The following is a 19,352-nucleotide window of genomic DNA, read 5'->3' as shown; positions in this document are numbered from 1 at the left end:
AATTATCGTGAAGTGTAAGTGTTTTAGATATAAAAACTTGTTTAGGCCAAACCGACAATGAGTGGTCCGAGTAAAGTCAAAAATACATTTGCTAATGCATAGGTAATGGCAAATGGTACGGTTGGAATAGAGTTTCCAGCTTTATCTAGTACTCCACCGAATGCTGGATTTGCACTTCGCGCACCCGAAAGGGCACCTGCCATAACTGCAACATTGTCATAACGAAGCACATAGCGTGCAAAGAACATGGACAGAATTAAAGGCACTAGAGTGACAACGACACCAATCATAAATAAAGACAGACCGCTTTCTTTAATGGTCTGAATTGCTTGTAAACCTGATTGTAAGCCGACGGCAGCGACAAAGCCTGCAAGACCTAAATCTTTAAGCAGTTGTGATGCGGCTAAAGGCATATTGCCGTGAACTTTATTTCGACTACGTAGCCAACCAAATAAAAGGCCCGATAATAATGCGCCACCGCCTGCACCGAGTGTGAGAGGGACATCTCCAATACGAATGACAAATAAGCCAATCAATAAGCCCACCACTAGACCTGCACCATGAAAAATCCAGTCTGTTTTAAGACTTTCTGGTAATGCTTTACCGGCTTCTTTGATTAAACGTTCTAAATCACTTTTAGTCCCATAAACTGTCACAACATCGCCTTGGCGAAGAATCGTGTCATCACTTAAAGGTTGAGCTTCTTCATTACGTTTAATACCGAGAACGTAAATGCCATGCTTTAAATAAGCAGGGGTATTGGCTTTAACATCACCCAGTGTTCGGTCAATATATTTAGAGTTTCTAAGAATGATATCTGTTGTTTCCATGACCATTTCCATTCCTGCTGAGGATTGGAGTTCGGTCCCGATATGATCAGCGGCGGCAACTACACTGGCACGACGACCCACCACAAGTACGACATCATCAGTTTGAAGTGAGAGTTCAGGGCTCACATCAATAAATTTATCTTTTCGTTTTAACCGTTCAATAGTCAAGCTTGGTGTTTGGGTTTCAATTTCTGCTAGCGTTTGTCCCGCTGCTTGTTGGACTTTATAAATACGACCGACAATTTCAGGTATGGCAAGCTCTTGACCTGGAGCGAGTTCAAAAGCACCTTTAAGGCGTTCAGCTTCTGCTTTTAAAGCATCATCGTGAATTTCTCGCCCCATGAATTTCGGCAAGATATTCACACAGATAATAATTGCGCCCAGAGATCCAAAAATGTAGGTGACGGCATAGCCAATAGCGACATTCGCTTGGAGTTTTTGAATTTCTGCAAGTGGTAAGTCTAGTCGAGACAGGGCATCACCAGCAGTACCAATAATTGCAGATTGCGTCATTCCACCTGCGGCTAAACCAGCAGCTAAACCTTTATCTAGATTAAAAATCTTTGCCATCAGCAAAACAGTAATCAGTCCACTAATGGCCATAAATACCGCAAGTAAGATTTCTTTTATTGATTGTGGTCCCAGCGATTTAAAAAACTGGGGACCACTTTCGAAGCCTACCGCATAAATAAAAAGTGCAAATAGAAGAGCTTTAACTCCATTATCGACAGGGACACCAATTAGACTTAATACAACAGCGACAAGTAATGAACCTGCCACGCCTCCAAATTGAAATTTTCCAAATTGGAATTGACCAATCCAAAAACCAATTGCAAGGGATAAAAATAAGAGTATTTCAGGACTATGCTTTAATTCATTTTGTAACCATTCAATCATGTGGATAGTCTCACTTTATCATTTGGTTAATGTTGTTTATTAAAATTTATTTATTTTTGTGCTTTTAAAAATACTCTGCGAATAGGTGTTAAGCAAATAAATTTACAATTTCATTTAAAAAGTTTTATTTCATTTAATGGTTTTGTTAATTATTGATTTTTAATTAGATAATTGTTTTTTAGATGGGTTTTATAAAACTTTATATTTTTTAAATAATTGATAAACATAATTAATTTATATTTCATGTTATTTTTTGAGCTTATAATTATTTTTGAATTTCATTGATCTAAATATGAAGATACACTTTGTAAACAGGAGGAGAACACAGTATAAGTTATTGATTATTAATTAAATTAAATAATTTAAGTAAGCTTTTATTATTGTTAATTTGTTTGAATAATGTATCATTTGGTAAATAATAAAGAAAAAGATGAAGGAGTTGTGCATTTTATTATCTATAAAAATTTGCTTCTTCTAATAAATCAAAGACGTTTTATAAGTATATAGGTAAAAATATGAATAAAGTGTATAAGTTGGTGTGGAGTGGTATTTTGGGAGCTTGGGTTGTAGTTTCTGAAAATTCAAAAGGTAAAAAAAATCTTCAGCAAATAAACTCATTACAAACTCGGTCTTAATGTTGTCATTATTGAGTTCTGGTGTTGCAGTAGCACAAGATATTAATGAAGATTTGAACATTAATGGTAATTTATCAGTAGTCGGGGATACTACCTTAACAGGCACTTTAACTTCTACAGGGGACGTTGTTGCAAATGGGGTGTCATTATCAACAGTGGGTAGTGAATTAACACAAACGCAGAACGATCTAACGACATTAGATGATCAAGTCAATAATAGCTCAACAGGTTTAGCAACCAAGGTATCTCAAACAGATTTTGATACCTTAAATAATCAAGTCAATGATGCAAGTACTGGATTAGCCACTAAGGCTGCTCAATCAGATTTACTTCAAACTCAAAACAATTTAAATACTCTGAATAATCAAGTGAATGATGCCTCAACAGGTTTGGCAACCAAAGCATCCACAGCAGATTTGAATGCGCTAAAAGATCAAACTTGGAGTTTGCAAACGAATGGTGGTAGTGCAACCGCTATCAAATCATCTGATACCGTGAATTTTGTGAATGGAAAGAATATTGCTGTGACTAATACAGGCACCAGTATTTCAATTGCAACGGTCGATAACCCTGAATTTAATACGGTAAAAATTGGCAATACAACCAATAATACCACTGTGTCTAGTACAGCAAATGGTTTGGATCTTGGTGGAGATAAGCTGACTAATATTGCAGATGGGGATATCGCAGCGGGTTCAAGTGATGCTGTTACAGGTGGGCAAATTAATGATTTACTGTTTCAGAGTGGGCAGGGTATAAAATATTTTCATAGTAATTCCACCTTAGCTGATTCAGAGGCGACAGGGCTGAATTCTGTTGCCATTGGTCCTATTGCAAAATCAATTGGTGATTCCTCGATTGCAGTTGGGCATTTCTCAAATGCAGCAGGATTGAACAGTATTGCAGTCGGTGATACAGCAAATGCACTTAATGACAACTCTATTGCCTTCGGTAAAGAAACGGGTGCTTTAGGCACCAATTCAACCTCTATTGGTAATGGTGGTCAGGCACGTACACTTACACCAACTTATAATGTTTCAAATACTCAAATTATTGCAATTAATGGCATTCCTGTCACGGCAACAGGTACGGATACCAGTACAATCTCTGAAATTAATGGAGTGGCTGTTTCTCCAGACCAAGTAACACAATTTTTAACCGCTTTACAAAATGGCGCCAATATGGCTGTGGGTGATAAAAGCCTTGCATTAGGTGCATCAGCATTGGCAGGGGGGCCATCTAGTGTAGCGATTGGTGATGCAGTTCAGGCAACAGGGACCAATGCAAATGCAATCGGTAAAGGAGCGAATGCCTTTGGATCGAATTCGAATGCGATCGGAACTTTAGCTTCAGCTTCTACAAATGCCAATGCAATAGGGAATTCGGCTTCTGCGGGTGGAAGTTCCAGTGTTGCAATTGGTAATCAAACGACATCTTCTGGTACCAATGCAATTGCTTTAGGGAATGGTGCAAAATCAAGTGTATCAGACGGTGTTTCCATTGGTAGTTCGGCAGGATCAGGCTCAGTTGGCTCAGGAACTGAAGATAGAAATGGGCATATCGCGATAGGTGCAAACGCAGGGCAAAATATTGGTGGTAATCAAGCGATTTCTATAGGTGTTGGGGCTGGTAGTAATTCTAGTGTGAATACAACCAGTTCGGATTACAACATTGCTTTAGGGACAGAAGCAGGAGCAAATTTATCTGGTAATCAAAATATTTCAATTGGTTATCAAAGTAATACGGATAGAAATGCAACTATACAGAATTCAGTAGCGATTGGCTCCTCAACAACCTCAGATAGTTTGGGTGTTGCTGTGGGGTCTCGTGCCACTGTAGCGCAAGCTGGTGCTGCTTTAGGGTATGACGCTATTGTAAACGGAACCTTTGGTGTTGCTTTAGGGTCTGATGCATTGGCCGGACAAAATGATGTCGCATTAGGTGCTGGAAGTATTGCGGATGTGAATTCATTTGGTAATGGTTATATCACTAATGCTTCTGCAGGTGTGGGGGGATATAACGTTGTATCGGTCGGGAGTAGTAATACACTCCGTCGCATTATCAATGTTGCAGATGGCTCAGATCTACAAGATGCTGTGACCGTCAATCAAATTAAAGCATTGCAGAATGATATTATTCGAGTGATGGGCGCAACAGATTCAAGTGGTAACCCTGCCAGTATTAGTAGTGATGGAACACTTCCACTCATACAAGTGAATGTTATAGATCCATCTACAGGTGATACAAGTAAACTTCCAACCACCATTCAAGATGCGTTTGATTTACTCGGTAGTGGACAAATTGGAGGTATCGTACCCGATGCCGTGTTGTATAACTCAGATAAATCTGTGGTGAATTTGGTCGGTACAGATGGAACCATTATTCGCAATGTGAAAGCAGATGAAAACGATTTAACTTCTGCGGTGAATTTAGGGCAGTTGCAAAATGCAGTCGCAGAGGCTGGACCGCATTATTTTTCTGTCAATACAACTGATTTAAATAACGAAAACAATACTGGTGCTCAAGGCACTAATTCTTTAGCCATTGGGCCAAGTGCGAGTACATCTTCGACTGCATCCAATAGTATTGCTTTGGGTAATTCAGTGATTGCGGCCAGAGAGCAAGCGATTGCTATCGGTTCAGGAACTGGAGCAATCGGAATTTCATCGATTGCGATTGGTGATGCTGCCGTAGCATCAGGTACAAATAATATTGCCTTTGGTAAAAATAGTGAAAGCCGAGGTGAAGATAGTGTTGTGATTGGGAAAGGTTCCGAAGCAGATGGTAACAATTCCGATTATGCCGTTGTGATCGGGAGTGATGCGGAGGTGAATACCGCGAACCAAGGTATTGCGATTGGTCGTCAAGCACTTTCGCAAGGAGACAATGCGACTGCAATAGGATACCAGTCCAAAGCTAGTGGTGCGCAGGGTGTAGCGTTGGGACGATTTGCTAATGCAAGTGCAGAAGATAGCATGGCCTATGGGGATAATGCTAAAGCTTCGGGCATTAGTGCAACCTCTATAGGATCGGATGCAAATAGTACGGCACAAGATGGTTTAGCAATCGGTTCACAATCAAAGAGTTTTGCTGCCAAAGCGATGGCAATTGGTCAAAATGCTGAAAGTTCTGGTGAAAATGCAATTGCTTTCGGGGTAAACAGCATTAGTCGTGCTCGAGATGCAACCGCGATAGGTAACAATGCGACTTCTAATGGCGTTAATGCAATTGCATTAGGTAAACAGTCCAATGCAAATGCACTGAATTCTGTCGCTATAGGTACAAGTGCAACAGCACTTCAGGAAGATGCAGTTGCTATAGGAAACAGTGCTTCTGTGACTGCAAAGGGCGCATCTGTATTTGGTAAATCTGCAACGGCTTCGCATGAAAATGCAGTCGTTTTAGGCAACAATTCAGTCTCTGCTGCCTATGTGGCGACACCATCCATGATTATTAATGGCAAAACCTATAATTTTGCGGGTGCTCCGACCATCTCATCAAGTGTGAGTGTGGGAGATGTAGGCTCTGAACGCACCATTGTCAATGTTGCGGCAGGACGGATTAGTAGTTCAAGTACAGATGCCATTAATGGCAGTCAGCTCTATCAAACCAATCAAGCCATTACGGATTTGGCTGACACTGCACTGAGTTTTGCAGGTGATAGTGGTACCAAGGTAGACCGCAAATTAGGAGAGCAACTCAATGTTAAAGGGGGTGCCACAGGAGTGCTTACCGATGGCAATATTGGTGTTGTAGCAGATGGTACAGATACTTTACAACTTAAATTGGCGAAGGATGTAAACCTTACAGCGCAAGGGAGTTTAACTGTCGGGACAACTAAAGTGACCGATGGTCAGGTTGAAATTAGAGACAGTGCAAATAACAGTAATATAAGCACATCGACCCAAAACGTGATGACCTCTGGAGCAGACAGTAACACCAGTAATGCCAGTAGTATTAATTTAAAAAATGCGACCAATAATGTACTGCTTAGTGGCACAACAGGTACTTTAACTGGATTAACCAATAAGACGCTAACGGAAGCAGATTTTGCAACGGTTGGACGAGCAGCGACAGAAGAACAACTTAAATTAGTGAATGACACTGCTCAGAATGCCAACAAAGGCTGGAATTTAACGACCAATAAAGATGTAAGCAGTAGTACCAATATTGCACCTGATGCGACTGTAGATTTCTCAAATAGTGACAATAACCTTTTGATTAGTAATATCGGGGCTGACCTTGATTTGAAATTGGCGGAAGTCGTGAATATTGGTGGTCTGCCAGGTGGTGCAACCATTGCAATTAATGGCAAAAATGGCACGATTACAGGCTTGAGCAATACTACCTTTGATCCACTTAATTATGTGTCTGGGCGGGCTGCAACAGAAGATCAATTGGCAACGCCGCTTACATTTGTGGGTGACAATGCAGGTGTAAATGTCGATCGGAGATTGGGTCAACGCTTAAGTATTGTGGGTGGAGAGTCAGTTGAAGCTAATCTGACGGATAACAATATTGGAGTAGTAGCAGACAGTACCGATAATAAACTGACCATTAAACTTGCCAAAGATATTAAGCTCGATAGTGTTAATGCTGGGGGTACGGTTATTGACAGCAAAGGCTTAACCTTCGTGAACTCAAGTGGTGGTGCGGTCCCGAATGCACCAAGTGTGACAGTGACAGGTATAAATGCGGGAACCAATAAAATTACCAATGTTGCTGCGGGTGATATTACAGATAGTTCAATGGATGCTGTAAACGGCAGTCAAATTAAACAGATTATCGATAAAGGTTTTACAGTCAGTGCGAATGCAGACACTGGCGCTAAAGACACCATTGCTCTTGGTGAAAATGTTGATTTTAGTGCAACAGATAGCAATATTAAAATTACCAATACAGGCAGTAATGGCATTACTTTTGGGCTAGAGCCAGTTGTAAAAATTGGACCTGCAACAGGTGGAAATCCTGTGACTGTGAATGGTAATACTGGTGAGATTACTGGTCTAACCAATAAAACCACAACCAGTGGTGACTTTGCGACTGTAGGTCGTGCAGCCACAGAAGAACAGCTTAAAGAAATCCAAACAGGTTTAAACAATGCGGGCTTTGCTTTAACCGCGGAAGATGGTAATACCGTAACCAAGACGTTGGGGGAAAGCATTGAGGTGATTGGTGCAGATAGTAATATCAGTACCAAAGTTTCAGGTGGAAAAGTCCAAGTCGAATTATCTAAAAATATTGATCTAACCAGTGCAGGTAGTTTAACGGTTGGAAAAAGTAAGGTCACTGATGGCAAAGTTGAGCTAAAAGATGGCAATAAAACCAATACCAGTACCACAGATGGAACATTAGTCAGCGATGGAACCAATAGTAGTTTGATTGGTGCAGGCAGTATTAATCTCAGCAATGGTTTGTTCCAAACTCAACTAGGGCCTACGCAGATTATTGTAGGTGGAGCAAACCCTGTCATTGTAAATGGCTCAACAGGAACCATTGGTGGATTAACCAATAAAACTTTCGATCCAAATAATTATGTCAGTGGGCAGGCTGCTACAGAGGACCAACTTAAAGCGGTCAGCGACAGTATACAAACAGCCAATAAAGGGTGGAACTTAACAACCAATGGAGCAAATAGCAGTCAAGTAAAGTCTGAGGATACTGTAGATTTTGGCAATAAAGACGGAAATATTAATATAAGTAATAGCGGAAATAACGTCAGTGTTGAACTCGCTAAAGATATTAAAGTTGATAGTGTAACTACAGGCGATACTGTTATTAATAATGATGGACTTACAATTACTGGTGGGCCAAGCGTTACCAAAAATGGCATTGATGCAGCTGGAAATAAGGTAACGAATGTTGCAGAGGGTAGTATCGCACAGAACAGTAAAGACGCCGTGAATGGTAGCCAAATCCATGACATTATTGGTGATGGAGCATTCCAAGGTGGAGATGGTAATACCATTGTTAATATTGGAGGAACAGGTGAAACCAATATTAATGATGCCATTAGCTCAATTAATCAAAAGGCTGGGCAGCATTCTACAGTTGTTTCGGGTCAAAATATTACAGTGACTGAGACTAAGAACAGTGCAGGTGGTAAAGAGTTTGTTGTAGCCACAGCGGACGATGTGAAATTTAATTCCGTTACTTCTAATACTGTCACTGCAAATACCGTCAAAGTTGGAGACGTCACGATTGACCAAAATGGTATTAATGCAGGCAACAAAAAAATTACCAATGTGGCGGCTGGAGAGGTTTTAAGCACGTCTAAAGATGCTGTGAACGGCTCACAACTGAATACTTCAAATCAATATATTACGACCTCATTAGGTGGGGGCGCAAAATATGAAAACGGACAATTCACAGCCCCTACTTATAATGTAAACAAGGGGACATACCATAATGTAGGTGATGCTTTAGGCGCACTCAATCAAGCCGATATTGATTTGGGCGACAGAATTACCAATTTAGGAGATCGAATCGACCAGATATTCTATAACACCAATGGGCGAATTGATGATGTAGAGAAAAAGGCAAATGCAGGTATTGCGGCAGCTATGGCAATGGAAGGTGCACCATTTGTAGCAGGAAAATTCACTTATGCTGCTGGGGCTGCATACCATGGTGGGGAAAATGCGGTTGGTGTCACCTTGCGTAAGACAGCCGATAATGGGCGTTGGTCATTTACTGGAGGCATGGCTGCGGCATCACAGGGGGATCCAAGTGTACGTATTGGATTTAGTGGTGTGATTGATTAGACCTCTCAGTGAGGCTCTCAAGTTTTGTCCATTTTAATTAGAATATGAATGAGAATAACTGCTATGAAAAAAACCTTTCTTTATAGTGTGATGCTATGTGTTCCCTTATCGACTATGGCTGCGGAAACGGTTGTGTCAACGGGACAGCAAGTTAGTTTTCCGGATTTAAAAAAAAGTTATTTAAAACAAGTTAAACGTTATGACGTGAATGATATTGCACGACTTGATGTGGGTTTGGATAAAAATCAATTTCGGCATATTTTAGGTGATCCACAATTTAATGAAGGTATATTCGGTCCAAAAACATGGAACTATGTTTTAGATATTCGAGTACCGAATACACAACAATATAAACGATGTCAGTTAAGAGTCGACTTTGATCGAAAATCGTTATCAGAACGTTTAAGTTGGAAAGGCGAAGATTGTGAAAAACTCGTAAAGTATCCCGAGCAGATTGCGAAGCCTCAACCCGAATTACCAGTGACTCAAACTGTAGACACAACAGAGAGTGTAATTGATATTCTTTTTGAGTTTGATCGCTCAGATGCAGCAGGAATAGTGACTGGTGAGCGTTCCATAAGCACACTTGCAAATCTGATTAATCAAACCAGTCAGACCAGTCAAGTTGTTGTGTCTGGCTATACAGATAGATTAGGCTCAGATGATTATAATCAAAAGCTCTCTCGGGCACGTGCCAATACTGTAGCCCAGTTACTGGTTCAATATGGTGTTGCTCCACAACGGATTAAAATCAAAGCGAACAATAAAACTGATTTGTACCAGCAGTGTGATGGTAGTCAGCGTAATGAAAATCTAATTAGTTGCTTGGGTCCTAATCGACGTGTGAATGTAGATTGGTAAGACATGCTTTATAAAAACATATTATTTAATCATCAATTATAACTTATGAGAGGTTTGATTATGGAAACAAAAAAAAGAATGTGTGCCATTGTCGTTAGTTTCTTGGGATTTACTTCAACTGCATTTGCGGAGTCTCCTATGTCGGATGATATACAAGAAGTTCTATTTCAAAATGTTCAAATTTTTGATGGAAAGTCACAGAAAGTAACTTCTCCAATGAATGTCTTGATTCGAGGCAATAAAATTCAACAGATCTCTAAGAGCAATATACCTTCGAATGCTCATACACAAATTATTAATGGCTCTCAAAAGGTATTAATGCCGGGTTTGATTGATGCACATTGGCATGCCATGATGGCTGCAATGCCAGTTTCTAAGCTTCTGACATCTGAAGTTGCAGATTTCAATTTCAACGCAGCGCAAGAAGCACGAAATACTTTAATGCGAGGGTTCACTAGTGTACGAGATATGAGTGGTCCAACTTTTTCTTTGAAACGAGCAATTGATGCGAAGATTGTAGAAGGACCGCGCATTTGGCCATCTGGTGCCATGATTTCGCAAACCGGTGGACATGGTGATTTTAGAATGACTTATGATATTCCATCCTCAGGAGGAGGGGGATTAAGTCGTGGAGAACAAATTGGTGGTGGGGTCATTGCAGATGGACCGAATGAGGTGACAAAAAGAGTTAGAGAGCAATTAATGTTGGGAGCCAGTCAAATTAAATTGGCGGCTGGAGGCGGTGTATCTTCACAATATGACCCAATCGATGTTGCTCAGTATAGTGAAGAAGAATTTCAGGCAGCCGTTAATGCAGCAGAAAATTGGGGAACCTATGTTTCAGTTCATGCATATACCCCACGTGCGATACAAGCCGCTTTACGTGGCGGCGTAAAAGTTATTGAGCATGCTCAGTTAATGGATGAACCGACTGCAAAAATGATGGCTGAAAAGAAAGCTTGGCTCAGTGGGCAGGCATTTATTGATAATGAATTTGCGAATCCACAACAAGGTGAAGCTAGAGAGAAGCAAATAGAGGTACAAACAGGGACAGACACAGCATTTAAATTAGCAAAAAAATATAAGCTGAAAGTAGCATGGGGAACTGACATTTTATTTGACTCTAAAGCAACTAAAAATCAAGGAGCCATTCTTACAACTATGACTAAATGGTATAGTCCCCCAGAAGTATTACGCATGGCAACATCAACAAATGCAGAACTGCTAAGCTTATCTGGGCAACGAAGTCCTTATGCTGGAAAACTTGGAGTCATTGAGGAAGGTGCTTTAGCTGACTTATTACTAGTAAATGGAAATCCATTAGACAATATTCAGTTGATTGCTAACCCAGAAAGTAATTTTCTCGTGATTATGAAAGATGGTGTTATTTATAAAAATTTAATTAAGTGAAAATCTAATGAATTGCATTAGGGTAAACCGACGTGTAAATGTGGATTTTAAAGCTCATCTATTGGATCACTTGATTAATAATTATTCAATGTGTTTTTTGCATATAAGTTGTTTTGAAATGTCACAGTGACTTGCCAAATATATGGCATAGACTTATAGTGAAACTACAGTAGCTAGCAACACAAAGAGCTACGAAGTAGTTGGACGGATCATTGACAGCTAATTGAATTTGCAACGTTAAGTTCAAATAAAAAATCAGCACTAGCCATCCAACATAAAAGAACTCGCAGAAATGCGAGTTCTTGCTGTTTTAAGGTTCTATATTTTACGACAGCATTTATTGCCTTACTTATAACAAGTATAAATCTTTAATTTTTATTGCAACTCGACGTACACATCATATTTTTTCAATTCTAAAATCAGACCATTCATCATTTTATCTGCATCGATATTGAATTGTTCAGAATTTAACTTTTTCAAATGTGTTCCATCAAAATAAGATATCGAGATGATTTCCCAGTGTTGGATGACTTCAGTTTGCTGAATCTCTAAACTTTGCAGTTGCCACTGTTTGTCCATTTGCGGTGGAATTACACTGCGAATAATTAATTGTGAAGTACATTCCAGAGGCGAATCAGGTGGAAAGGTAATGACCCAATTGCCGACTTTTTTAAGATGTGCAGGATGATCATCTGGATGAAAAACTAAAATGTGCGGCATTATTTCAGAACCTAAATAGCTCTATTTCATTGAAAATTAGGTTTAAAACTATATGACTTAGGTGGAAACAGGACATACAAATAATCCTAACATTAGGCATATTAACTGATTGTTTAGTTCCAATTAATTGATTTATCAGATGATTTCTCAATTCGTTTATGCATAGATAAAACATTATTTAGAATGGCTTAAAACAAAATAAGTCTTAAATTTTCACGCTGGATTAAGCCGTTGCAGTGAAAAATTAATTTGATGCAAAATTCGATTCAGTTCTTTGGGCGGAATGCGAGTTTCCTGTAACTGGGTAATCCATTGCATCTGGCATAATTTGAGCGCACGAATATCCTCTGATCCTTGAATGCGTAGAATTAGTTGTTTTGCCATGAGTCCGCAGTATTTTTGCAGCAGTTGCGCCATTAAATATTTGACATCATCAAAATCCAGAGCGACTAAATCTTCAAATTTAGGTTCAACTTCTATAGATGGGTTAGGTTGAACAATTTGTTCTTCACTGAGTCGTACAGCTTGTGGTCTAGGTTCAGTAATTTCTAATTGAATAGGCTGTTGAGGTTCTTTCGTTAGACGATGGGTAAAAGCATTTTGCTGCGCTGTATGAAGCGATGTAGTTTGAATTTGATCGGTTGTTTCAGCCAAAGACCGAATACTTGAAGCCATAATTAGCCCCATTTCACTCAACTGTTCAATCAGTTCTGGTGGGGCAAGGCGCTGTTTGAAGATTTCGTTCATGGAGTCGAAATCTTCAGTTCCGATAAGAACCAGCAAGCGACGCTGTCTTGCATTTAATTGCAAGCTACGTTGTTTTAGTGCGTCATGTCCTAATTGTGTTTTAGAATAGTGAATCATGTCTTAATTTATTCCATGAGATAAATTAAGCAGACTATACTGCGTAAAAATTACACTATTGTTAAAATTTAATTACAAATCATAGATTTATACTGTGACCAAATTCACATTTTCTAATGCCTTACGTAAGTAGGGATCAAGCTCATCTTGACGGAGTAACCACTGGATATAGTCCGCAGGCAGATCTGTGATATTGGTACCGCGATGTTTGCCAAAGTTAATGCTTCGTGGAATTCTCGCATCTTCAGAAGCGGCATAAAGTTCTTCAATACTGTTAATATTTAGTTGATGAACAATGTGCATTAAAATGTTGGCCGTCAGAATAATGTCCATGTCTGCACGATGTGCTTTTTTAATCATTTCTCGGGCTTTTTCACTGCCTTTACTGATCATATAAATTAACGCTGAGATATTATGCGCTTCAGCATCGGGCCATACACGACGCGCTAGCGCTAATGTGCAGATTGCTTTTATTGAACTGGTATCGACACCGCATTTTTCAATGGCGTGAATATCATAATCAACATTATGACCAATAATATATTGTGTATCGGTTGGGAGGATAAAGCTACTGTAGTGAGGTTGATCGATTAGGTCAGATTCTAAAATATGATGTACTGCCATAGCTGCAAAAGAGATTGGTTCATCCACGCTATAGAGTTGGTCAAATAATTTGGACTTATCTAGAGTCAGTTTGCCATTTTCGACTTCAATAGGTGCATATGCAATTTCGATGGGTTGACCATTTAAGGTATGAGTTTCTGTATCCAAAATAATGGCATGCATATAAAAATCCTAAAGTGCAGCAGAATGCCTCAATTTAACATTTTCGGGACTTATGAAACAAATTTAATGTGTCGATGGGCTTTGATTGCGGAAGGTTAATGCTGAAAGATGTTTAAGATTTATGTTGTCCAAATTGAAATAAAATTGAACAAGATGATAAAAAAGAGTAAAAATAAAACGTTGCTGAAAATGAAGCAAAAAAACAATAAAAACTGAATAAGGACATAAACGATGCAGAGAAGAATGTTGATCGCCGTTTTGACCAGTACGGCTATGCTATTAAGTGCGTGTCATGATGATGATCATGATGCTTATAATTCGGGGGATAATATTCCCAAAAACAACATTGCAAATCCTGTTGTTTCTACACCCACAGTTTATAACCTAACCGACATGTCTGCGACAGCGGGTGAAAGTGTGGTCATGACTTATAAAATGCTCGGCATTAATAATGAAGAAGTGCAAGCTACGGCTTTGGTCTTTACACCAAAAACAGCACCACCTGCGAAAGGTTGGCCAATTGTGGTTTGGGCACATGGAACTACCGGAGTTGCGGATATTTGTGCGCCTAGTCGTAGTCAATTAAATAGCTATATTAAAGCGATGATTGATGGTTTATTAACAGCAGGTTATGTGGTGGTTGCTCCAGATTACGAAGGGCTGGGTGAGCCAGACAATAAGGAATTACATCCTTTCTTAAATGTAAAAAGCGAGGCATTTTCAATTACTGACGCCGTTGTGGCAGCGCGAAATTATTTGGGTAATAAAGTGTCGAATCGTTGGATGACTGTCGGGCATTCACAAGGTGGACATGCTGCTTTGAGTGCAGCGCAATATCAGTCTAGAGCACAACTGGACTATAAAGGAACTGTGGCGGTTGCACCTGCGTCCAATCTTGAGTTGATTTTGCTGGCAGGCGAGAGTCTTGCGGCTCAACAAACCAATTTAACCGATAAAATTACCACGCTGGCTTCCTTAGATACATTTACAGCTTTAATTACAGCAGGCTTACGTAATCCAAATCCAAGCTTGCAATACAGCCAAGTGTTTAAGTCTCCAACCGACCAAATTGCCGATAATGCTGAAACGGATTGTTATATCTCTTTAGGGCAGGAATTTGGTTTAGGTATGCAAGCTTATGCACAAACGCATGCTGGAGATATTACCAATTACCCACGAACACAAAGTGGTTTTATGACCTTATCTCCAGTGAAAAAGTTCTTAAATACAGATTCACAGCCTCTTCAGGTTAAAATAAGTACGCCTATTATTATTTATCAAGGTGCTATGGATACTACTGTTCCAAAAGTTGCTACAGACACATTGCTGAGTGGAGATGCGGCTAAAAACTCGCAAATCACCTATAAAACCAACACGACTTGGGATCATGGTACGGCTTATGTGCTAAATATTCCGAATATTTTGATAGATGTACAAACATTAATGCCAATTCAATAAGTTGAGTTGAACAAAAGAAGCTTATGTTTTTTATCAACATGAGCTTTTTTTATGTAAAACTGAGCAAACATCATTCTCAATATTTGCAAACTTCGTGCTACAATACGCGCCAATCTTAGCACGGCTTAAAAGCCCTAAATACATAGGACCTCGCTAATGTTTGCCAATATCTCTATTGCTGAATTTGATCCAGAATTAGCTCAAGCAATTTCTAACGAAGACGCTCGTCAGGAAGCTCACATTGAGTTAATCGCATCAGAAAACTATTGCTCACCAGCAGTAATGGAAGCTCAAGGATCAAAACTCACTAACAAATATGCAGAAGGCTACCCAGGCAAACGCTATTATGGCGGTTGTGAATATGTAGACGTAATTGAACAATTAGCAATTGACCGTGCTAAAGAGCTTTTTGGTGCAGATTACGCAAACGTGCAACCACACGCAGGTTCACAAGCAAACTCTGCTGTTTACTTAGCGCTTCTTAACCCAGGCGATACTGTTTTAGGTATGAGCTTGGCTCACGGTGGTCACTTGACTCACGGTGCTAAAGTTAGCTTCTCTGGTAAAACATATAATGCAATTCAGTACGGTCTAAACCCAGAAACTGGCGAGATCGATTATGAAGAAGTTGAGCGTTTAGCAGTTGAACACAAGCCACGTATGATCGTTGCTGGTTTCTCTGCATATAGCCAAATCGTCGATTGGCAACGTTTCCGTGACATCGCGGATAAAGTGGGTGCTTACCTATTTGTAGACATGGCGCACGTTGCTGGTCTAGTTGCTGCGGGTGTTTACCCAAGCCCAGTGCAAATTGCTGACGTAACGACTACTACGACTCACAAAACACTTCGTGGTCCACGTTCTGGTTTAATCCTAGCAAAAGCGAATGAAGAAATTGAGAAAAAACTTCAATCAGCAGTATTCCCAGGAAACCAAGGTGGTCCATTAGTTCATGCGATTGCGGCTAAAGCAATTTGCTTTAAAGAAGCGATGGCACCTGAATACAAAGAATATCAACAACAAGTAGTTAAAAATGCTCAAGCGATGGCTGAAGTATTAATTGCTCGTGGTTATGATGTTGTTTCTGGTGGTACAGAAAACCACTTGTTCTTGTTATCTTTAATCAAACAAGACATTACTGGTAAAGATGCGGATGCTTGGTTGGGTGCTGCTCACATTACTGTGAACAAAAACTCAGTACCAAATGACCCACGTTCTCCGTTTGTTACTTCTGGTATTCGTATTGGTACACCAGCAGTAACGACTCGTGGCTTTGGTGAAGCAGAAGTTCGCGAATTGGCGGGCTGGATTGCTGACATTCTTGATTCGAAAGGCAGTGAAACAGTTATCGAAATCGTAAAAGCAAAAGTTGCAGCGGTATGTGCTAAATTCCCTGTATATGCAAAATAATTAGCAATATGCTTGAGAAGCCTCCCTCAAGGGGGGCTTTTTTTATATCTATACAAAATGCTTATCTTCACCGTTCTTCATTTTCTGCTATAAATAATTCAGCATGTGAAAATAAAGAACATACCAAAGCAAAATTTAGAACATGAATTTTTGAGAAGGACGGTTTTATGGACAAACCAACTATTATCATTTCTGAACAAGATATGAATCGTTTAGAAACTATGTTAGAGCATCAATCAAAATTAACGCCAACCATGGAGCATTTAGAAGAGGAGTTGGCGCGTGCAAATGTTGTAGCTCCGCAAGATGTTCCTGCCAATGTCGTGACCATGAATGCACGTGTTTTGGTGACCATTACGCCAGACACAACGGCTACAGAAATCACCTTGGTTTATCCGCATGATTTTCGTGGAGATAAAGGACAGGTGAATGTGCTTGCTCCTGTAGGTGCAGCAATTCTGGGACTCGCTGAGGGGCAGGAAATTGAATGGCCACAACCTGATGGACATTTAATGAAGGTTAGAATCGAACGTGTATTGTATCAACCTGAACGAGAAGGTAATTATTTATAAGTACCCCAATGAATGCATTAAAATTGGGCAAATCTCATCTGCCGAAAAGCCATCATAATGCTATGATGGCTTTTTTATGAAATCTTAGAATTTATCTCTAGATTGATTCTTTAAACCGTTGTGGAAAGGCGTTTTTATGCGTGGTTTATACCTCATTACCAATGATGATCCGTTAAATGTATTGCTAGAAAAATTACACGCAGCTTTGGCAACCGGACAGATTGCAATTCTTCAATATCGCCGTAAAAAAATAAGTCAGGCAGATCAGCCAGTAGAAGTTGAGCAAATTAAAGCAGTATGCGAGCAGTATGCTGTACCATTTGTAATTAATGATGATTTGGCTCTTGCACAACAATACGGATTGGGTGTGCATTTAGGACAGGATGATGGTGAAATTGCTGATGCAGTTGCTCGCCTACCACAAGGCGTCATTATTGGGCGTACCTGTTTAAATTCTTTAGCCTTAGCAGAAAAGGCGATTTCGGAAGGTGCGACTTATGTGGCATTTGGTGCCGTCTATGCAACCGCAACCAAGCCAGAAGCAGGGAATGTGGGTATTGAAGTGATTGCTCAGGCGAGGCAGAAATTTGCAGTGCCTATTTGTGCAATTGGTGGTTTAAGCGTTGAAAATTCAGGGCTTGTGATCACCAAAGGTGCGGACCTTTGCGCGGTAATTAGTGATATATTAGCATTGAACGTAGCTGACATCCCATCCCGTGTGCATGCATGGGCACAGTTATTTGCTAAAACTGCATAATGTTGTAAGTCGATTATTTTCTATTTAGGTTGAGTAAATTCATGAGTTTATCTCCAAAGCAAGAACAACTATTTAAACAAGCCAGTAAACATATTCCAGGTGGTGTGAATTCGCCTGTACGTGCATTTAATAGTGTGGGCGGTACACCCATCTTTATTGAAAAAGCGCAAGGGGCTTATTTGTTTGATGTGGATGGTAAGCGCTATGTGGATTATGTTGGTTCTTGGGGGCCAATGATTCTTGGACATGCACATCCAGCCATTATTAAAGCGGTTCAAGAGGCTGCGGTGGATGGTTTGAGTTTTGGTGCACCAACAGTACATGAAACCACTTTGGCCGATGTGATTTGTGAAATTATGCCATCGATTGAAATGGTGCGTATGACCAATTCAGGTACTGAAGCAACCATGACAGCGATTCGTTTGGCACGTGGTTATACAGGACGCGACAAAATTGTGAAATTTGAAGGCTGTTACCACGGTCATTCAGATTCATTATTGGTTAAAGCGGGCTCAGGCTTATTGACGACAGGTGAAGGGGAGGCAACTTCTGCGGGCGTACCTGCCGATTTTGCCAAACATACCTTAACTTTGCCGTATAACGACATTGCAACCTTAAAAGAGTGTTTTGCCAAATTTGGTGCTGAAATTGCGGGTGTGATTGTAGAGCCTGTAGCGGGCAACATGAACTTGGTAAAACCTGTCGAAGGTTTCTTGCAAGCCATCCGTGAAGTCTGTGATGAACATGGTTCGGTGTTCATTATTGATGAAGTAATGACGGGTTTCCGTGTTGGACTCGGTGGGGCACAGGCACATTATGGCGTAACTCCAGATTTAACCACTTTAGGTAAAATTATTGGTGCAGGTTTACCAGTAGGTGCTTTTGGCGGTAAACGTGAAGTCATGCAATGCATTGCACCTTTAGGTAAAGTGTACCAAGCGGGTACATTGTCGGGTAATCCACTCGCAATGCGTGCAGGCATTGAAATGTTCAAACATTTACGCCAACCTGGTTTCTATGAAAACTTAACAGCTCAATTAGAAAAGCTTTTGGCGGGATTACAGCAAGAAGCGGATGCTGCTGGTATCCCTTTCAAAACCCAACAAGCGGGTGCCATGTTTGGTCTTTACTTTACCGATCAAGAAGACATCACCAGTTTCGATTCAATGCTGAAATGTGATGTAGCTGCATTCCGTAAATTCTTCCATGGGATGTTAGACCGTGGCGTGAACTTGGCGCCATCGGCATTTGAAGCAGGCTTCATTTCAAGTGCACATAGTGATGAAGATATTGCATTTACCATTCAAGCTGCAAAAGAAACCTTTGCTGAAATGAAAGCATAAGACGCAGTGATTGTTCAAAAAAGCCTGTGACCATGTTGCAGGCTT

13 protein-coding genes are annotated in these 19,352 nt (G+C 40.2%); 9 read left to right on the top strand and 4 right to left on the bottom strand.

The window, feature by feature from the left end; genetic code table 11:
* Positions 1-41: 41 nt before the first annotated feature.
* The gene (gene aspT / locus M5E07_RS10925) at positions 42-1,727 is read right to left on the bottom strand and encodes an aspartate-alanine antiporter (protein WP_252219226.1); all 1,686 of its coding nucleotides are present in this window, start codon (positions 1,725-1,727) and stop codon (positions 42-44) included.
* 515 nt (positions 1,728-2,242) lie between these two features.
* Between aspT and M5E07_RS10920 the strand changes: the two genes are divergently transcribed.
* The 4 genes from M5E07_RS10920 to M5E07_RS10905 all read left to right on the top strand — a co-directional run bounded on the left by M5E07_RS10920 (position 2,243) and on the right by M5E07_RS10905 (position 11,397).
* The gene (locus M5E07_RS10920; protein ID WP_252219221.1) at positions 2,243-2,362 is read left to right on the top strand and encodes an ESPR domain-containing protein; all 120 of its coding nucleotides are present in this window, start codon (positions 2,243-2,245) and stop codon (positions 2,360-2,362) included.
* Complete coding sequence (locus tag M5E07_RS10915) at positions 2,362-9,126, top strand: YadA-like family protein (RefSeq protein ID WP_252219218.1); 6,765 nt, start codon at positions 2,362-2,364, stop codon at positions 9,124-9,126. The genes M5E07_RS10920 and M5E07_RS10915 overlap by 1 nt, the downstream gene beginning before the upstream one ends.
* A 63-nt stretch (positions 9,127-9,189) precedes the next feature.
* Positions 9,190-9,987: a trimeric autotransporter adhesin/peptidogylcan-associated protein TpgA gene (gene tpgA / locus M5E07_RS10910; protein WP_252219215.1), complete on the top strand. Its 798-nt coding sequence runs from the start codon at positions 9,190-9,192 to the stop codon at positions 9,985-9,987.
* Between the two features lie 60 nt (positions 9,988-10,047).
* On the top strand, positions 10,048-11,397 hold the full coding sequence (locus tag M5E07_RS10905; RefSeq protein ID WP_252219212.1) for a metal-dependent hydrolase family protein: 1,350 nt from the start codon (positions 10,048-10,050) through the stop codon (positions 11,395-11,397).
* A 375-nt stretch (positions 11,398-11,772) separates the two neighbouring features.
* Here the strand turns inward: M5E07_RS10905 and M5E07_RS10900 are convergent, their stop codons facing one another.
* The 3 genes from M5E07_RS10900 to M5E07_RS10890 form a co-directional block, all read right to left on the bottom strand.
* Positions 11,773-12,117, bottom strand: coding sequence for a hypothetical protein (locus tag M5E07_RS10900; protein WP_252219209.1), 345 nt, complete (start codon positions 12,115-12,117; stop codon positions 11,773-11,775).
* A gap of 213 nt (positions 12,118-12,330) precedes the next feature.
* Positions 12,331-12,981, bottom strand: coding sequence for a hypothetical protein (locus M5E07_RS10895; RefSeq protein ID WP_252219206.1), 651 nt, complete (start codon positions 12,979-12,981; stop codon positions 12,331-12,333).
* An 87-nt stretch (positions 12,982-13,068) separates the two neighbouring features.
* The gene (locus M5E07_RS10890) at positions 13,069-13,767 is read right to left on the bottom strand and encodes an exonuclease domain-containing protein (RefSeq protein ID WP_252219204.1); all 699 of its coding nucleotides are present in this window, start codon (positions 13,765-13,767) and stop codon (positions 13,069-13,071) included.
* A 231-nt stretch (positions 13,768-13,998) separates the two neighbouring features.
* On the opposite strand from M5E07_RS10890, the gene M5E07_RS10885 reads away from it, so the two are divergent.
* The 5 genes from M5E07_RS10885 to hemL all read left to right on the top strand — a co-directional run bounded on the left by M5E07_RS10885 (position 13,999) and on the right by hemL (position 19,307).
* Positions 13,999-15,225 (top strand): alpha/beta hydrolase, encoded by a 1,227-nt coding sequence (locus M5E07_RS10885; protein WP_252219202.1) that lies wholly within the window; start codon positions 13,999-14,001, stop codon positions 15,223-15,225.
* A gap of 156 nt (positions 15,226-15,381) precedes the next feature.
* Entirely contained in the window at positions 15,382-16,635 is a 1,254-nt protein-coding gene (gene glyA, locus M5E07_RS10880) for a serine hydroxymethyltransferase (RefSeq protein ID WP_116761717.1), read from the top strand.
* Between the two features lie 167 nt (positions 16,636-16,802).
* On the top strand, positions 16,803-17,207 hold the full coding sequence (gene rnk / locus M5E07_RS10875) for a nucleoside diphosphate kinase regulator (RefSeq protein ID WP_252219200.1): 405 nt from the start codon (positions 16,803-16,805) through the stop codon (positions 17,205-17,207).
* 136 nt (positions 17,208-17,343) lie between these two features.
* The gene (gene thiE, locus M5E07_RS10870) at positions 17,344-17,964 is read left to right on the top strand and encodes a thiamine phosphate synthase (protein WP_131325766.1); all 621 of its coding nucleotides are present in this window, start codon (positions 17,344-17,346) and stop codon (positions 17,962-17,964) included.
* Positions 17,965-18,005: 41 nt separating this feature from the next.
* Positions 18,006-19,307: a glutamate-1-semialdehyde 2,1-aminomutase gene (gene hemL / locus M5E07_RS10865; RefSeq protein ID WP_044739405.1), complete on the top strand. Its 1,302-nt coding sequence runs from the start codon at positions 18,006-18,008 to the stop codon at positions 19,305-19,307.
* Positions 19,308-19,352: the final 45 nt, after the last annotated feature.

Origin of the sequence: Acinetobacter tibetensis (genome assembly GCF_023824315.1) — a bacterium.
In the GTDB taxonomy this organism is placed as follows: Bacteria; Pseudomonadota; Gammaproteobacteria; order Pseudomonadales; family Moraxellaceae; genus Acinetobacter; species Acinetobacter tibetensis.
This window is presented reverse-complemented; position numbering and strand designations above follow the sequence as displayed.